The sequence below is a fragment of the Sporomusa sp. genome (assembly GCF_035561155.1).
GTDB lineage: Bacteria > Bacillota > Negativicutes > Sporomusales > Sporomusaceae > Sporomusa.
Genome location: NZ_DATMYD010000001.1, coordinates 19,387 through 37,020 on the forward strand (window position 1 = coordinate 19,387; position 17,634 = coordinate 37,020).

Sequence of the window (17,634 nt, forward strand, 5' to 3'; positions counted from 1 at the left end):
TGTTCCCTGCTGACATCTCAAACTTTCCTACTACTCTCAGGAAATGGATATCTGTTTCAGTCCAGTTTAATTATGGCAAATTTTACAGACAAATACAAGTTCAGATGCAATAAAAAACTCCTGGATTTCCAGTCCAGGAGTTTCAAGCTTACTTTATAATAATGCTTTTTCCAACGTATCGCTGATATCTTTTTGAGGGCGGAAACCGGTAATCCTACCCACTTCACTGCCGCTTTTGAAAACGATCAGTGTAGGAATACTCATAACGTTGTATTGACTAGCCAAGTCTTGCTGTTCATCAATATTCACCTTGGCCACAACTGCTCTTCCCTCAAATTTTTTAGCGACCGCTTCAACTTCAGGCCCAACCATTTTGCAAGGACCGCACCAGGGCGCCCAAAAGTCTACCAAAACAGGTTTGTCAGATTTGAGTACAGCATCATTGAATTGACCCATGCTTACTATGTTTAACTCACTCATTTTTCCGCCTCCTCATATTATTATTGCTATTTTACAACAATATTAACCAGCTTCTGCGGTACAGATATTACTTTAACAACCTGTTTACCGGCAATGAGTTCCTGAACTTTTCCCTGTCCGAGGGCTGTCTTTTCAAGCTCTTTAGCGCTCAGGCCAACCGGAACAACAACTTTGTCGCGGACCTTACCGTTAATCTGAAGTACTATTTCAACCTCTTCCACTTCCATAGCTGCAGCCTCGAAGGTCGGCCACGACTGCTTGTGCACACTACCCTCTGCAATGGTTTCCATCCACAGCTCCTCAGTTATATGCGGCGCAAACGGCGCAAGCATCTTTAAGAGCCCTGACACTACTTCTCGTGCCAAACCTGCTTGAGGCGTTACTCCCTGCTCCTTGAGTGCATACATTGCATTCACCAGTTCCATAATGGCGCTGATGGCTGTGTTGAAATTAAATCGCTGGCCAATATCTTCGGTTACCCGCTTGATGGTAACGTGCAGGATGCGACGAAGCTCTTTTTCTTCTTTGCTCAGTTGTTTGGGATCATAGTCCGCCGCTTCAGCTTTGACGAGCGGTGCATAATAGTCAACAATCCGCCATAAACGGCCTAAGAACCGGTATGCACCCTCTACCCCCTGATCACTCCACTCCAGGTCGCGTTCGGGTGGCGCTGCAAATAGGATAAACATTCTGGCAGTATCAGCACCGTACTTGCCGATAATTTCTTCAGGTGAAACTACGTTGCCTTTAGACTTCGACATCTTGGCCCCGTCTTTAATAACCATGCCCTGAGTCAGCAGGTTCTTAAACGGCTCATTGACATTAACCAAACCTGCATCCTTTAGCACTTTGGTAAAAAAGCGCGAGTATAAAAGGTGTAGAATAGCATGCTCAATACCGCCGATGTATTGGTCAACAGGCATCCAGTAGTTAGCTTTGTCCGGATTGAACGGTTCATCGGTGCTATGTGGGCTGGTATAGCGGAAATAGTACCAGGACGAACAGATAAAGGTATCCATGGTATCTGTTTCACGCCGCGCTTTGCCGCCGCATTTTGGGCAAGTACAATTAATAAATTCTTCAGCTTTGGCCAGAGGAGATACTGACCCACTGGCAAAATCAACATTTTCAGGCAGTAAGACAGGAAGTTGGTCTTTGGGCACAGGTACTGTGCCACAGTCCGGGCAATAGATGACAGGAATAGGAGCACCCCAATAACGCTGGCGGGAAATGAGCCAGTCGCGTAACCGGTAATTAACGCGGCGTTTGCCAATACCCTGCTTTTCAAACCATTGAGCAATCCTAACTTTGCCTGTTTCATTGTCCAGACCGCTAAACTCTCCGGAATTGACCATAGTTCCCTGACCGTCAAACGCTCCGGTCATATCACTTAGATTAAGCTCTTTGCCGGCTGGCTGAACTACAACCTTTTTGGTTAATCCATATTTGCCGGCAAATTCCCAGTCGCGCTGGTCATGGGCCGGTACGCCCATTACAGCGCCTGTGCCATATTCCACCAATACATAGTTAGCTACCCAAATAGGCACTTGTTCGCCAGTAAAGGGGTGGATGGCATACGAACCAGTGAAAGTGCCTTCTTTTTCAGTCTCAGTTGAGGTGCGGGCAATCTCACTTTGGCCACGGACGCGTTCAATAAAGGCTTTGACAGCCGCCTCTTCCGGTTTACCGTCGATAAGCTTGTCCACCAACACATGTTCAGGTGCCAACACAATATAACTTACGCCAAAAACAGTGTCATGCCGGGTGGTGTATACGGCAATCTTGCCGTCAATCTCAGGTACAGCAAAGCTAAATTCGGCGCCTTCGCTGCGACCAATCCAGTTTTCCTGCATGGTTTTTACGCGATCAGGCCAGCCTTTGAGGTCAGCCAAGTCGGTTAAGAGACGATCTGCATAATCTGTTATTTTAAGGAACCATTGTTCAAGGTCTTTTTTAATAACAACCGAGTCACAGCGCCAACAGCGACCGTCAACAACCTGTTCATTGGCCAGTACAGTATTGCAGTCATTGCACCAGTTTACTGCTGCCTTCTTTTTATAGGCTAACCCTCGTTCCAGGAACAGTAAAAACAACCACTGGGTCCAGTGGTAATATTTAGGGTGACAGGTAGCCACTTCACGATCCCAATCATAGGATAAGCCCAGTTCTTGCTGCTGGCGGCGCATGTTAGCAATATTTTCCCATGTCCAAGACGATGGATGAATGCCATGCTTGATAGCGGCGTTTTCGGCTGGCATGCCAAAAGCATCCCACCCCATAGGGTGCAGCACATTATAGCCTTGCATTACCTTAAATCTGGCAACAACATCGCCAATTGAGTAATTACGTACATGACCCATATGCAGGTTGCCTGACGGATAAGGGAACATTTCCAGAACATAGTATTCTGGACGTTGGCGGTTAATAGTTGTGCTGAAAGCATCATTTTCAACCCAGAGTTTTTGCCATTTGGCCTCAATCTCGCGCGGCGTGTATTTTTCATTCATCGAGTAATTCAATCCCCCTCGGACAGATAGTAAAAAAGTCCCGTGGCTAACGCCAGGGACGAGGTTTCTCGCGGTACCACCCTGCTTGATGACAGTTGTCATCCACTCTTTCGCCTGTAACGCAGGCCTGCGTCGACCGCTGCTAAAAGTTCACAGTCGCTCCTCAGCAGCGAGTTCAGCTATAGTACAGGTTGGCTCGCAGCGACCGCCAACTCTCTGAACTGCACTTATAAACTTACTATTCTGCCTCTACAGATTTGTATGTTCCATTATATAGCAATAAATTGCAAAAGTCAACTTATGGCCATACTGTCAAAAGCTGTTCTATATCAGGTAAAGAATCATACAATAGTCATAAGGAGGTGCGTCATGTATAAGCTTATTATCGGCAATGTTAGAGTCACTGTAGATGATGACAGTATTAAACGGGAGCAGGCCGCCGCATATGCCAAGCAGGCTATTTCCACTGCCGGCCAGCAAGGCAGGCTGCTTTCCCATGTTGAGCTTAGCAGCGGCCCGGACGGTATAGAGGTTGCTACTACCGAAAAGGCCGGCTGCCGTACGATCAGGAAAAGTATTAAACAAAGTATGCTTGATGGTATCTTTGATGCCGCCAAAGAAAAACTCTATCCTACCGGAAATTTTTCGCAAAAGGATTTGTGGTTTGACAGCGAGACAGGCCAAGAATGGCGCGGGGTGGAAGTAGACACAGCCCGGGGGGAAGTATTGGCTAAGTTGGAGGAATGGATTAAATCAGTCACTTCTAATAATTAAATGAATGCGAAGTTAACTAAGCAACAAAACCACTCAGAATCCGCGAACTCGGGATCTAAGTGGTTTTGTTGTTAGCAGTAGGGATACTCCTCTTTTTTATCGCCGTTCGAGCGATTAGGCTCTAATACGTAGCCATACTTATGGGCGTAAAATTGGTGGTGCCTGGCAATGTGCGTTAATAGTTCAAGAAAAATATCGATCTCTCTGATAGTGTTGTAGAGGCCGAAACTAATCCGTACTAGTCCTGGCAGACTCTTGTCGTCATGGGTTTGATAATACTTGATTTCTTCATCACTTAGTCGTAGTAGTTTTTCTACATAAGGATGGGCGCAGAACAAACCGTTACGAACGGCAATCCCAGCTTTCCGGGATAAGATTTCAGCCACCTGGCTATGATGCAGTCCCTCCAGGCTGAAAGATACCAGGCTTACTCTCTCTTCAGTCCCATCCCTGATACTGTATAACGTAATGCCGGGGATGGTTGACAGCCCGCCTATGGCATAGTCAATCAGTTTCTGTTCGTAACTGTGGATGTCGTCGAGATTCAGTTTTGACAGCGTATCTATTGCGGTGATAAGAGCCAATACACCCATCATATTGGGAGTCCCTGCTTCACACTTGGCAGGAGGAGCCTCCCATTCGATAGCTTGCTGCGATACCAAACCTACTGCCCCACCTCCCTGATATACCGGAATGGTATTGGCAAAGGTTTCTTTAGGCCCAATAAGAACCCCGGTGCCAAACGGAGCATACATTTTGTGTCCAGAAAAAGCTAGGTAATCAATGTGTTCTGCAGAATCATATGGCCTCATATTAACAGAAGTGTGCGGCACCCACTGGGCACCGTCCACAAAAATCCTGGCTCCATATGTATGGACCAACCGGGCAATTTCATGAATTGGATTGATATAACCGGTAACATTGGAAGCACCAGTAACGGCCACAAGTTTTACCTTACCCTCATATGCCTGGAGCTTTGATTCCAAACTCTTTAGCGATAATCTGCCTGACCTTGTTAATGCTATATAGTCTACAGTGAATTTATCCCTCCAAGGCATGTCATTAGCTAAATGTTCCATGTCCGTTGATAAAACAACCTGCTCTTTTTCATCAGCAGCTAAGGCATAGGCTAGCATATTGATTGATTCGGTCGTATTCTTAGTAAAAATTACAACGTCCCGTTTATCGGCATTGACAAACTCCCGGACGACCTCCCTCCCGTGTTCATAAAGGTCAGAGCATACAATCGACTTATAACCCTTACCACGATGTACAGAAGCATACATGGGAGCAAATTGGGCAATTTCTCTTAATACTGAACAAAGCGGCGGCGTGGTGGCCGCGTTATCAAAGTTAATCGCCGTAACATACTTGCCATTCGCTAAAGGTACTTTTGTTTCAGTTCCGGCCACTAGATTCCGGAAGCAGCTGCCTGGGTTACGGTAAATCATATTTCAACCCCGCTTTTAAAATAATCTAAGCGAATACGCCGTCGATATAATGTATGCCTATCGTTAAGCCGGGGGAATCGCCGTGCAGGATTTTTATCTGCATTAAGATAATTTATTATAGTTATAACGAAGCGGAAGGAGTTACGATGTTAACAGAAGATAAAATTAAAGCAGAAGCAGATTCTCACGCCTCCTATGTAAGAGGATGCCACTATTACCGCAATAACAGTGTCAAAAATCTGCATTTCTCACTTGAAGACAACACTTTTGAAGCCCGGGTTCTTGGGCAACATCTTTATATTGTATCTGTGACATTTTCCCAGCAGCAGAAAATCAAGCATTATGCCTGTGATTGCCCGGCATTTTACAACTATGACGGCGCTTGCAAGCATGTTGTGGCCGTATTGAAAAGGATTCAACACACCTGGAACCAATACTTTAGCACTCCCGGCCAGGTGACTTTAACCCGGTCAACCCGTGAATTGCTGGAATTTTTTCAAACCAACGATAGTGGAACCAGTGCAAATAAACCAAGTAAACCTGCTCTTGTAAAACTTGCGCCCACTTATGGCTTCTATTTGTACAATACCCAAAAGACAAGCTATCTGGAATTTACGATTGGCACCGAGCGGATGTACGTCCTAAAAGATATACCACAGCTACTTACAGCCTTAAATTCCAATCAAGAAATTGTTTTCGGTAAAAACTTTACTTTGAAACCAAGGGAAATTGTATTTGACGAGGTGTCTGAAGCATTAGTTAAACTACTGCAGCATGCCTATGATGAAGAAAACCAGCGGTCTGTATGGAATTACCGTTCTTTCTCCGGGATTCATTCAAATTCTGCTTTTAGTGAACCCCGCCGGTTTAAACTAATTCATTCAAGCCTTGTTCGTTTTTTTGAAATAATGCACTCTCAGCCATTTACAGTAGTGATTAATGACCAAACGACGCCGGGGGTTAGGATTCAGAGCAGCCGGCCGCCGGTAGACCTTGCAGTTAAGGCCATTGAGGGCGGGCTGCGTCTGTCCATGAATTTGTCTGGCGATGTATTTTACGGGCTTGATGTCGATTTCCGATACATTTATCATAACAAGACTATTTACCATGTTGATGCTCTTTTTGCGAGTTATGTAAGACGATTACTAAACTGCTTTAACGAAAACAGGAAACCTGAGCTGCATATTCCGGCTGCTACAGTGTCCGAATTTGTGTCAGGTACACTGCCTGCTCTTGAAACAATTGCTTCAGTTAAAGTAGATGCCGCCGTCTACAATAAATTTCATAAAGAACAACTGGAAAAGCGCATATATCTTGATAGGCTTGGCGCTGGAATAAGCGCTAAGGTTGAGTTTTGCTACGGCGATTTGACCATAAACCCTGGTAGCGATACAGACACAAGCCATGCTTCTATTGCGGGCAAGTGGCTGCTCCGTTCTACTGCCCAAGAAAGGGATTTATTAAACATTTTTCAGCAGTACGGTTTTTCCTGGTCAGCAGACAGGCTGGTTCTACCTGAAGAAGAAGCGGCCTACACTTTTTTGCAGCAAGCATTACCAGAACTCCAAAATATGGCCGAGATTCTTTATTCGGATGATTTGCACCAGATTAAAATCAAGCCTGCCGGCAAAATTGCCGCTGGCGTAAGACTTAACACGGAAACCGACATGCTGGAGTTCTCGCTCCAGCTTGAAGACATATCTCCCAAAGAATTACTTGATTTGTTAGCTGCCTATAAGCTAAAAAAACGCTATCATCGCCTGCCAGACGGTTCATTTATACCGCTTGATTCCCCCGAATTTCAAACTGCTGCCAATCTAATTGCTGAATTGAGTCTGCGTCCGGCCGATATTGAAAAACAGATTGTGGAGCTGCCAAAATACCGCGCCCTATACCTAGACAGCCTAGCGCGCGAAACACCGGACTTTGCCGTTGAGCGCAGTAGTGCCTTTAAGCACATGGTACAGGATATCCGTGAGCCACAAGATATTGAATATTCGATTCCTCTAGGCATCCAGGGGAAACTCAGAGATTATCAGAAAACAGGTTTCAAATGGCTTAAGTCACTGGCCAATTACGGTCTGGGAGGCATTTTAGCCGATGACATGGGGTTGGGAAAAACCTTACAGGTAATCACTTTTATTCTTTCAGAAAAAGAAACTACCATAGTTCCGTCACTTGTCATTGCGCCGACCTCACTTGTTTATAACTGGCGAGAAGAAGTTTTAAAGTTCGCGCCCAGCTTAAAAACAATCGTTATTTCCGGACAACCTAATGAACGCTTAGAACAGCTCAAAGATATTGACAGCGCCGATATAGTCATCACCTCATACGGTCTTATCAAGCGAGATATAGATTTCTATGAGAAACTGAACTTCAAATACTGTTTTCTTGATGAGGCCCAGCATATCAAAAACCCCAACACCTTAAACGCCAAATCAGTAAAACAAATTAAGGCTAAAAGCTATTTTGCTCTCACCGGTACACCAATTGAAAACACACTGACAGAGTTATGGTCAATTTTCGACTTTCTTATGCCCGGCTATTTACGCACGCACAAAACCTTTACTAGCCGGTTCGAAATTCCTATAATCAAAAATGGCGATCAGAAGGCTCTGCAGGATTTAGGGCGCCATATTAAGCCGTTTATTATGCGGCGTATGAAAAAAGCGGTTCTAAAAGAACTGCCGGAAAAAATCGAGAGTAAGATGGTTAATGAAATGACTGCGGCCCAAGCTAAACTATATGCTGCCTGGCTTTTAAAAGCCAAATCAGAGTTTGAGGCTGAAGTTAGCGCCAACGGTTTTGAAAAGAGTCAAATTAAGATATTGTCGCTGTTAACCAGGCTGCGGCAAATCTGCTGCCATCCATCTTTATTCATTGAAAACTACCAAAACGGCAGCGGCAAGCTAGAGATGCTGCAGGAATTATTAAGAGACGCTACAGACGGCGGACACAGAGTCTTATTATTTTCACAGTTTACCGGCATGCTGGCTTTAATTAGGCAGGAACTTGAGACCATGAAAATCAGCTATCATTATTTGGATGGAACAACCAAGGCCGAAGCAAGACTCAATCTTGTCAATTCTTTCAATTCTGGTGAGAAATCTGTTTTTCTTATCTCACTCAAAGCAGGCGGCACAGGGCTTAATCTTACCGGGGCAGATATGGTAATACATTATGACCCCTGGTGGAACCCGGCTGTCGAAGATCAGGCCACCGACCGAGCCTACCGGATTGGCCAAAAAAATTCCGTTCAGGTGTATAAGCTGATTACCAGAAATACTATTGAAGAAAAAATATACATACTGCAACAGAAAAAGAAAGAGCTGATTGACACTCTTATCAAGCCTGGTGAAAACTTCTTAACCAAGATGAATGAAGCTGAGATTCGGGATCTTTTTACATTGTAGCCCTTATACCTGGATTTTTGCCAAACTCTTGTAGTACTTGCTGTATATTCATTGCTATTCGCTCCAATATTGGATAAAATATATTCCAGGCATTGCCACAAATAAACACGAGGAAGCTGTTTTTTTATGAAGATATTTGCCATAGCTGACACTCATTTGTCAGGAAATCCTCCTGCTAAGCCAATGAGCATTTTCGGAGGACACTGGGAAGGGCATTGGGATAAGATTAGAGCAAGTTGGCAGGAGCAGGTATCTGAAGAAGATGTTGTCCTTATTGCCGGCGACATTTCTTGGGCCATGAAACTGCCTGATGCGCTTATCGATTTGAACGCTATTGCCAGCCTGCCGGGAAGAAAAATCATAGTGAGAGGTAATCATGACTACTGGTGGCAGTCAGTAAGCAAAATGACTAAAGCCGTTGAGGGTAAAATTGAGTTCCTCAATAATAACTTTGCCATCGCGGGTGAATGGGCCATCTGTGGCAGCCGGGGCTGGACATGTCCGGAGGACCCGCTGTTTAAAGCTGAAGATCAGCCTATTTTTGACCGTGAGCTTTTGCGGGTAGAGGCTTCACTATTGGCCGCCCGCGCTGCCGGGTTTTCCCGCATCCTCCTTATGCTGCATTTTCCCCCATTTTATGACCGTAATGTTGAAAAAGGCTTTGCTGGCTTGATCGCTAAATATAATGTAGAGATCTGCATTTATGGCCACCTGCACAGCGAATCAATAAAAAATGCGGCAACCGGTATCATTAACGGTGCCGCCTACTATCTGATATCGTGTGATGCACTGGACTTTAAGGTTAAACAGCTTATTTAGATGACCGCCCCTCCCGGGACGAGAAAAACGAGGTATAGTTATGGCCAATAGCTCGACTCAGGCCGAAGTATTAAACCGTCTGAAGAACGTCAAGGGGCATCTTGCCGGAATCGAACGCATGGTTGAAGAAGGTCAAGAGTGCAGCAATGTCCTCATTCAACTTTCGGCAACTAGGGCCGCTATCGAAAAAATCGGTATTTATATTTTAGAAAACAATGCGATTGAATGTTTAGGTGATGTAACTGATAATAAAGACGACAAACATAAAGTCGAACAAATCGTTAAGCAGATGATTTCCTTCCTCAAATGATCGTCTAGCTAAAGATACCCCAAATGACGCCTAATCCTTTTTGCATTAAATCAAAGTAAATAAGGACGCCTGCTGCAATCAGTACGCCTCCCGCTACCTGCTGAATAAGCGGCAGCCATTTATATACATGCTGTACTTTATTGATGTAGCGGTTAATTACTATAGCTATCACTAAAAACGGCAGACAAAACCCCATAGCATAGCTAAACAGTAAAAAAGCCCCTTGACTAACCGTAGCCGTTGAACCGGCATACATAAGCACAGTAGCTAAAATCGGGCCAGTGCATGGTGTCCAGCCGGCAGTAAACGCCAGGCCTAGCAAGAAGGCCCCGAAGGGACCGGCAAAAGCGCCATGTAACAGCGGCCGGTATTCCCGGTCAAGGCCGGGAATTTTTAGCACACCAAGGACTTGTAGTCCCATAATAATCATGAAGACTGCCCCTACTTTGCGAATAGCCTCCTGGTACTCAAAGAATAGCTCACCGATATAGGACGCGGTTGCGCCCATGGCCACAAATATTAAGGTGAATCCGCTAAGAAAGCTAATGGCATTAACAAAGAAGGTCCAGCGGCCGGCGCTAGCCTCTGTCTGAGCCCCAGTCCCTGCCAGAAGCGCGGTATATGTCGGCAGCATTGGGAGCACGCACGGCGATAAAAAAGAAACTACTCCTGCGCCAAAGACAGTTACCAGGGTGAGGTTATAATCCATTCAGCACTCCTTCCAGTTCAGCCGCGGTGACCGGGCCTGACTTTCGGTATTTAATAATACCTTGTTTATCAACCACCAGAGTTGTGGGTATAGCATTAATGCGGAAAGTTTTCGCCACCTCGCCGTCTTTGTCTAACAGGACATTCATAGTGTATTTGTTCTGAGTTATAAACTCAGCCACCTTTTCAGCACTTTCCTGAATATTGACAGTATAGAATGATACTTTATCGCCATGTTTTTGGGCAAACTTATTCAGCTCAGGCATCTCCTCACGGCAGGGCGGGCACCAGGTTGCCCAAAAGTTTAGTACTATAATCTGTCCTGACGGAGTAACTTTTGTCGTCTTTCCGTCCAGAGCGATAAGCGAAAACCCAGACAGCGTTTTCCCAACTGTTACGCCGGTATCTGCAGACGGTTTATTGTTTTCGATCCCTGGCAGACTGTCGGGCTGCATGGCGACAAATCCAATGGCAATCGTCATAGCAATTACTGTTACTGCCAAAATTATGAGTCTTCTCGGCATGATAGTCTCCTCTCTAGTGTTATAACAGATATATGTTTTATCGCTTATTAATATTATTTAATTGTGGAGGTTCAACACACTATGCATCAGTACCTCTTTTTTATCGGCGATTTTCCCATCAGAGCGTATGGGTTGATTTTGAGCCTGAGTATCATCCTGGCTACCGGCACTGCCTATTTCCTTGCCAAACAGGATGGACGCTGGCACCAGCATGTGCCTGATATGGGCATCTACTGCGGTTTAGCCGGCATTGTCGGTGCCCGCCTGTGGGATGTATTCTTTTTTGACTGGGACTATTACCAGCACCACCTGCTTGAAATCCCCTTTGTCTGGCAGGGCGGTATGGCTATCCAGGGTGGTGTTTTGCTAGGGGCTATTGCCGGGATCATTTATACTAAAATCCATAAAATTGATACCTGGGCATTCGCTGATATTGTAGCCGCTCCGGCGGTCATCATCGGCCAAGCCATTGGCCGCATGGCCAATCTGATGAACGGAGATGCCTTTGGCCACCCTACCGGCGGCAATTTTGGCATCGTGTACCCCTCAACAACCCTGGCCTATCAGGTATATGGCGATAAGCCACTATGGCCGGCTGAGGTGTGGGAAGGTCAAATTGACGTCGTTATCTTTGTTCTCTTGTTAATCTTTAGGACAACCAATCATGCCAAAGGACAAGTTTTTATCCTTTATGCTGTTTTGTATTCGACAGCCCGGTTTTTTCTTGAGTTTCTCCGGGGGGACTACGGCACACTTATGTTTGGTTTAAAGTCCGCCCAACTCACGAGCCTGGCAGTCATACTCATTGGTCTTATCCTATTCATCCGGCAAGGCTACTATGCTGAACGTATCGGACTTACTGAAAAAAGCAAATAGTATTGAAAAAGCCGAAACTCAAAGGTTTCGGCTTTTATAATTTATGGGTATACGGCGATCAGTTCGATTTCTACACTGACATCACGTGGCAGCTTTGCCACCTGAACGCAGGCCCGTGCGGGCGGCTCCTCAGTAAAGTACTGACTATAGACATTGTTCATTACGGCAAAATCGTCCATATCCTTCAAGAACACCGATGTTTTGACCACATTTGCAAACGTTAGGCCTTCTCTTTCCAAGATGGCCTTAAGGTTAGCGAGTACTTGGTGGGTTTGATTCTCTATGCCTCCATAGACGATTTGCCCAGTAATGGGGTCAAGCGGTATCTGGCCAGATACAAATAAAAAGCCATTGGCCTTAATAGCCTGGGAATAGGGGCCTATGGCCTGCGGGGCACGGTCAGAACTAACAACTGTTTTCATGCTGCAGCCTCCTCTAATTGTGTTTTCTTTTGGACATTCTATGTTTATTTGGAAAAAACCTGCCTATTTAGTACTGCCAAAAATTTTTTCTGTTAACGCTAAGCCGGTTGGAGTAACTGCCAAACCGCCCTGAGCTGTTTCTTTAAGCGAACAGTGCATCGATTGACCAACCGAATCCATAGCATCAATGACTTCGTCTACGGGAATAACACTTTCAATTCCAGCCATCGCCATTTCAGCAGCAACAATAGCCTGAGCCACAGCTCCGGCATTGCGTTTTACGCAAGGCACTTCGACTAGTCCAGCCACTGGATCGCACACTAGGCCCAGCATATTTTTAATGGTAATCGCTACAGCATGTCCGGCCTGAGCCGGCGTACCACCCAGGAGTGATACTATTGCGCCAGCTGCCATAGCACCGGCTGAGCCGCATTCAGCCTGACACCCTCCGGCCGCTCCGGCGAGAGATGCCCGTGAGGCGATAACCATACCAATTGCACCAGCGACTACCAACCCTTTAGCCAGTTCAGTCTGACTAAGTGCGTATTCGTCTCTTAGTGTAAACAGGACTGCCGGCAGTACACCGCTTGAGCCTGCCGTGGGGGCGGCCACAATCCGTCCCATGGCGGCGTTAGCTTCGCCGACCGCCAATGAATAAGTCACAGCTTTACTAATAAAGCTCCCCATTATGTTCTTCTTTTGGCTTTGGTCGTATTGTTGCAGCTTCTGCGCATCACCGCCAACCAGCCCGCCTTTGGAGCGCGGTCCTTTAAGCCCGGCAGCAATTGACTCTTCCATAACACTAAGTATCGCTTCCATTCGCGTCATTACTTCAGCCGCCGGCAATTCCATCTGCCTTGACTGAAAATCTACGCAGAAGTCAGCAAAAGGAACTGATTTTTCTTCAGCAGACTGAATCCATTCCTCAAGTGACAATTTATCTAATGACATTGTTTATCACTCCTTGTCAGCCTATGGCATTAATGCAGCGTACAGATTTAATCATCGGCAGCCCGGCTACAGCGGCAATGTCTGCCTGGTCCACCGGTTGGTCAGTCTCTAGCACCATACTGGCCAAGCCGCCTTTATTTCTCCTGAATACGCGCATCTGAGCAATATTAACGCCGCGCTTGGATAAGATGCCTGTAACCTCCGCCACCGCACCGGGACGATCTTCATGCAGTGTAAGAATTGTTGGGAAATCGCCGGTAAACTCGAGCGGAAAACCGTCCACCTCACTAATTACAACCCGCCCGCCACCAATGGACGCTCCGGACACCTGACTCTCAGCTCCTCCCTGTCCGATCAGCCAAAACCTGACAAAGTTAGGATGCGCGGCATCACCAGCATTAATATTGCGGAAAGAATACTTAAGCCGGGCTTCCCTGGCATAGTCAAAGGCCTGCGGAATCCTCAAATCATCAGTCGGCCAGCCCATAAGCCCGGCAACCAGCGCCAAATCAGTGCCATGCCCCCGGCCGGTCTGGGCAAATGAGCCATGCAGGCCAATTACAGCCTCCGCAACCGGCTGTCCCAGAATAGCCTGAGCAGCGTTGCCTAAACGTACCGCCCCTGCAGTATGGGAGCTGGACGGTCCAACCATAACCGGACCGATTATATCAAAAATGTTCATTACTTGTGGTTACCTCCTAGTCGGTCAAGCGCCAGCAGCAGTCCGTAGATGAGAGCCGCCGGACGCGGCGGGCAGCCTGGCACATAGATATCGACAGGAACTATTGTATCAGCAGCGCCACGAATTGCATAGCTACTGCCAAAAACTTTGCCGCTGGCAGCGCAAGCTCCTACGGCCATTACCAGTTTAGGCGATGGTACTGCCTCATATGTCATTGTTAGCGCTTGAGTTAGATTACGAGTCACTACTCCGGTAACCATTAACATATCGGCATGACGAGGCGAGGCCACGAAATCAATACCGTATTGCTGTAAATCATAGACAGGGTTATTAAGCGCCGTCATTTCCCAATCACACGCATTACAAGACCCAACGTCAACATGACGGATGTGAAGTGAACGTTTAAGAGTTGCCCTGATTTTTTCAGACAGGTGGCCACGTAGCTCAGCCAGCCGGTATTCGGCCGTGTGGGCTAATGCGTTGTGCTCACAAATGGCCACACAGCGCCCGCAAAAAATACAGGCATGATTATTGATTGTTAACTTATCGCCAATAAACACTATTGCTCCGGTCGGGCAAGCCTCGCGGCAGTTTTGGCAGTTCTGGCATTGCCTCTCGTCCTGCACCACCTCGCCTCTGAACCGGGGCGGTACAGCACTGCTGTCATATTCTTCGGTTACTCGCCTTGTATTTATTATCTTTCTGAGAAGGTTAAGCATATTATCCCCCTTTACCGGTCAAGACACGCATAGCATAGTTCAAAACTTTTATTAATCAGGGGAAAATCCGGGATGATATTCCCCGGAGCAGCCACTGTAAGCGCCGGCCAGTTCGGGTATGAAGCCGAACGGACAACATAGCGGTAAATTGTGCTGTTCTCTCCAGCCATAAGCCAGTGCAAATTAGAACCACGCGCCGATTCAGTCATCCCAAACGCTGTCGAGTAGGCGCTGATGGGCGGCAATTCAGACGTAAGTTTGCCGCCAGGCAATCCCTCCAGTATCTGACCGATAATTTTGATCGACTCGACGGCTTCATCAGCCCGCACCCACAGGCGGGCGGCTACATCGCCGCTCGTATATACAGGTACACTAAAACTAAGGCGCCGGTATGCAGCATAGGGAAAATCCCGCCGTACATCACCATCAACGCCAGATGCGCGGGCAGCTACACCGACAACACCCAAATCAACCGCAGCCTGCTGTGGCAGCAGACCGGTATTGTTAACCCTGTCTAAAAATGCATCATTATTACGCAAGAGCCCCATGACCCCGGCGAAATCACCGGTAAGCTCAGAAAGTGTTTGCTTAATATCGTATATCATGTCTCTTGTTATATCCATAGTAACGCCACCTAAGCAAATCCAGCCACGCAAGAAACGATTGCCTGTCAGCCGCTCATTGAGACGCATTAACTGTTCTTTCAGGCGAGAGCCGTGACTTATGCCAGGAGCAAAACCTAAACCAGCACATAGATTGCCAATATCCCCTACATGATTATAAAGTCGTTCAAGCTCTGCAGCCAGCACTCTAAGGCACTCTGCCCTAGCCGGAACTTCAGCAGCAGCCAGGGTTTCAACCGTTTGAACAAAGGCAAGCGTATTGGCAACCGAACATGCGCCGCAAATGCGCTCAGCCTGATATAGCGCCGTAGTAAACGGCAGACCTTCAACAGCTTTTTCAATACCTCGATGCGTAAAAAACAATTTAGCTTCAATATTGATAATATTTTCGCCAGCCTGACTAAACCGGAAGTGGCCTGGCTCAATTATGCCGGCATGGATAGGTCCAACCGGCACTTCAAATACCCCCTCACCCTGTACTGGCGGTACCAAGTACTCACTCACACCTTCAGGCACAGACGTATCAGGCGTAAAATCCTTTCGCAGCGGATACAGCCCTCGAGGCCAGTTTTCATGCAGCACCAGCGGCCTTAAATCAGGATGACCAACCGGCGTCAAGCCAAATAAGTCGTGAATTTCCCGTTCATACCAGGCTGCAGCCGCCATTATTGGCGTGAGTGATGGAAACTCAAGCGGCTCGCCTTGTTTTATGATCGCTTTTATTGTTTTAAAAGCACCCTCTTCTTTACTGCTAAAGATTGTATAAATGGCAAAACAGCCATTTATCTTGCGTTCATCATTAGCAAACATGGCACTCAATCGATATTGCCCGCCGCGGCTGGCCAAAGTGGCAGACGCTCGGAGGGTTGCTACAGGAATTTTCTGAAATGTGCCGGTCATAGTCCCCCTCCTCCTATCATAATTTTCACTGCCTGAGTAATCAGCGTATCCAGCCAAGGCGGCAAATACACGCCGACTGCCAGCATGATAACCATGGACGCCGACACGGCTGCCATTCCCGGCTTACCTAGCCGGTAACCAACAGAGACGCGGCGTGGCAGCGAGCCAAAGCCCATTTGCAAGGTATAATAAATCATACCAGCAAAAATTGCGGCCATTAAGAGCAATATTATACTCCCCAGCCAAGGGTTTCCTGACTGGAAGGCTGCCCATACAATAGTGAGCTTACTATAAAAAATACTAAACGGTGGCAGCCCGGCAATCGCCAGCACGGTGGCCACGAACATAGCGCCCATAATAGGTGCAGTACTCACCAACCCTTTAATCCGCATGATATGCTTAGTGCCGTACTGTTGAATAACGGCTCCGGCCAAGTAAAACAGCGAAGATTTGGTTACCGCGTGATTAATGATGTGCAATAGCGCGCCATACATAGCTAACGGAGTCCCTAAACCGATCCCTAATGTAATCAACCCCATATGTTCAATGCTTGAATAGGCCAATAGCCGTTTGAGGTCATGCTGCACCAGAATAAATGGCACCGCAATCACAATTGACAGCAACCCGAACCCTATCAGGAACTGTTCAGGGAAAGCAGCTCCCACCGCGCCCTTAACAATAATCATCGTACGAATCACGGCATATAACGCGCAACTCAAGAGTGCTCCGGACAGCAGTCCACTAACTGGCGAAGGTGCCTGGCTATGCGCATCAGGCAACCATGTATGCATTGGTGCTAAACCGGCTTTGGTGCCGTACCCGATTAGAATAAATACAAACGCCAGTTTAACCATACCAGGATCAAGTCTGGCGCTGACAGCTTGCAGTGCCAGCCAGCTTAAAGCCTGTCCTCCGCTCACGCCAGCGTTCACTTGCGCGTAGTAGAGAAGAATAGTACCTAATAGTGCCAGGCAAATGCCGACAGTGCACACCATTACATATTTCCAGGCAGCTTCTAAGGCCGCCCGATCAAAATAAAAAGCTACCAGTAATGTCGAACTCAATGTAGTCGCTTCGACAGCCACCCATAGCATCCCCATATTTTCAACTACAAGTACACAGAGCATAGTAAAAGCGAATAAGTTGAAGAGTCCATAATAGCGTTTTAGCATGTTTAGCGTTACATGGCCTTGTGTGATTTCCTGTTCCATATAAGACAAAGAAAATAAAGTCGCAGTAAATGTGAGTACAGCCACTATAAGCATCACAACGGCGCTCAACTGGTCAACATAGAGCTGGCCATCATGAATTATCCCAACTGCTGCCACTTGGTAAACAACAACGAATAGAATCAGACTGAGTAAGCTGCCCCCTGTTACATTGATAAGGCGAATGGCTTTCTGCCCAGACTGTGTCATAGTAAAAATTCCGGTCAAAATAGGCAGCAGAAGCGCCAGAACGATCAATTGCCCCAT

The 17,634-nt window shown here is 46.8% G+C and carries 16 protein-coding genes and 1 other annotated feature; of the genes, 5 read left to right on the plus strand and 11 right to left on the minus strand.

Going from position 1 to position 17,634, the window contains the following annotated elements; genetic code table 11:
* Positions 1-153: 153 nt before the first annotated feature.
* Positions 154-480, minus strand: a complete 327-nt coding sequence (trxA, locus tag VN447_RS00105) for a thioredoxin (RefSeq protein WP_325521560.1) — start codon at positions 478-480, stop codon at positions 154-156.
* Positions 481-506: 26 nt separating this feature from the next.
* Positions 507-2,987, minus strand: a complete 2,481-nt coding sequence (gene leuS / locus VN447_RS00110) for a leucine--tRNA ligase (RefSeq protein WP_325521562.1) — start codon at positions 2,985-2,987, stop codon at positions 507-509.
* Between the two features lie 51 nt (positions 2,988-3,038).
* Positions 3,039-3,248 (minus strand) — a binding site (T-box leader).
* A gap of 108 nt (positions 3,249-3,356) precedes the next feature.
* Between leuS and VN447_RS00115 the strand changes: the two genes are divergently transcribed.
* Complete coding sequence (locus VN447_RS00115; RefSeq protein ID WP_325521564.1) at positions 3,357-3,761, plus strand: hypothetical protein; 405 nt, start codon at positions 3,357-3,359, stop codon at positions 3,759-3,761.
* 71 nt (positions 3,762-3,832) lie between these two features.
* On the opposite strand, the gene VN447_RS00120 is transcribed toward VN447_RS00115, so the two are convergent.
* Positions 3,833-5,212 (minus strand): aminotransferase class V-fold PLP-dependent enzyme, encoded by a 1,380-nt coding sequence (locus VN447_RS00120; RefSeq protein ID WP_325521566.1) that lies wholly within the window; start codon positions 5,210-5,212, stop codon positions 3,833-3,835.
* Positions 5,213-5,358: 146 nt separating this feature from the next.
* Between VN447_RS00120 and VN447_RS00125 the strand changes: the two genes are divergently transcribed.
* From VN447_RS00125 to VN447_RS00135, 3 genes are all read left to right on the plus strand, one after another.
* Positions 5,359-8,625 (plus strand): DEAD/DEAH box helicase, encoded by a 3,267-nt coding sequence (locus tag VN447_RS00125; protein WP_325521568.1) that lies wholly within the window; start codon positions 5,359-5,361, stop codon positions 8,623-8,625.
* Between the two features lie 126 nt (positions 8,626-8,751).
* Entirely contained in the window at positions 8,752-9,444 is a 693-nt protein-coding gene (locus VN447_RS00130; protein WP_325521570.1) for a metallophosphoesterase, read from the plus strand.
* Positions 9,445-9,484: 40 nt separating this feature from the next.
* Positions 9,485-9,754 carry a metal-sensitive transcriptional regulator gene (locus VN447_RS00135; protein WP_325521571.1) on the plus strand — a complete coding sequence of 90 codons (270 nt, stop codon included), beginning with the start codon at positions 9,485-9,487 and terminating at the stop codon, positions 9,752-9,754.
* A 4-nt stretch (positions 9,755-9,758) separates the two neighbouring features.
* Here VN447_RS00135 and VN447_RS00140 read toward each other — a convergent pair whose 3' ends face one another.
* Together VN447_RS00140 and VN447_RS00145 are read right to left on the minus strand one after the other, a co-directional pair.
* A complete protein-coding gene (locus VN447_RS00140) occupies positions 9,759-10,463 on the minus strand; it encodes a cytochrome c biogenesis CcdA family protein (RefSeq protein WP_325521573.1) in 705 nt (234 codons plus the stop codon).
* Positions 10,453-10,986 carry a TlpA disulfide reductase family protein gene (locus VN447_RS00145; protein WP_325521575.1) on the minus strand — a complete coding sequence of 178 codons (534 nt, stop codon included), beginning with the start codon at positions 10,984-10,986 and terminating at the stop codon, positions 10,453-10,455. Before VN447_RS00145 ends, VN447_RS00140 begins: the two co-directional genes overlap by 11 nt.
* 81 nt (positions 10,987-11,067) lie before the next feature.
* On the opposite strand from VN447_RS00145, the gene lgt reads away from it, so the two are divergent.
* Positions 11,068-11,862: a prolipoprotein diacylglyceryl transferase gene (gene lgt / locus VN447_RS00150; protein ID WP_325521577.1), complete on the plus strand. Its 795-nt coding sequence runs from the start codon at positions 11,068-11,070 to the stop codon at positions 11,860-11,862.
* 41 nt (positions 11,863-11,903) lie between these two features.
* Here the strand turns inward: lgt and VN447_RS00155 are convergent, their stop codons facing one another.
* From VN447_RS00155 to VN447_RS00180, 6 genes are all read right to left on the minus strand, one after another.
* Entirely contained in the window at positions 11,904-12,284 is a 381-nt protein-coding gene (locus VN447_RS00155) for a RidA family protein (RefSeq protein WP_325521579.1), read from the minus strand.
* A gap of 63 nt (positions 12,285-12,347) precedes the next feature.
* Positions 12,348-13,235, minus strand: coding sequence for an L-serine ammonia-lyase, iron-sulfur-dependent, subunit alpha (gene sdaAA / locus VN447_RS00160; protein WP_325521581.1), 888 nt, complete (start codon positions 13,233-13,235; stop codon positions 12,348-12,350).
* A 16-nt stretch (positions 13,236-13,251) separates the two neighbouring features.
* Entirely contained in the window at positions 13,252-13,917 is a 666-nt protein-coding gene (sdaAB, locus tag VN447_RS00165; RefSeq protein ID WP_325521583.1) for an L-serine ammonia-lyase, iron-sulfur-dependent subunit beta, read from the minus strand.
* Entirely contained in the window at positions 13,917-14,636 is a 720-nt protein-coding gene (gene nuoB / locus VN447_RS00170; RefSeq protein WP_325521585.1) for an NADH-quinone oxidoreductase subunit NuoB, read from the minus strand. Before nuoB ends, sdaAB begins: the two co-directional genes overlap by 1 nt.
* A gap of 11 nt (positions 14,637-14,647) precedes the next feature.
* Entirely contained in the window at positions 14,648-16,159 is a 1,512-nt protein-coding gene (locus VN447_RS00175; protein WP_325521587.1) for an NADH-quinone oxidoreductase subunit C, read from the minus strand.
* The gene (locus VN447_RS00180) at positions 16,156-17,634 is read right to left on the minus strand and encodes a hydrogenase 4 subunit F (protein WP_325521589.1); all 1,479 of its coding nucleotides are present in this window, start codon (positions 17,632-17,634) and stop codon (positions 16,156-16,158) included. The genes VN447_RS00175 and VN447_RS00180 overlap by 4 nt, the downstream gene beginning before the upstream one ends.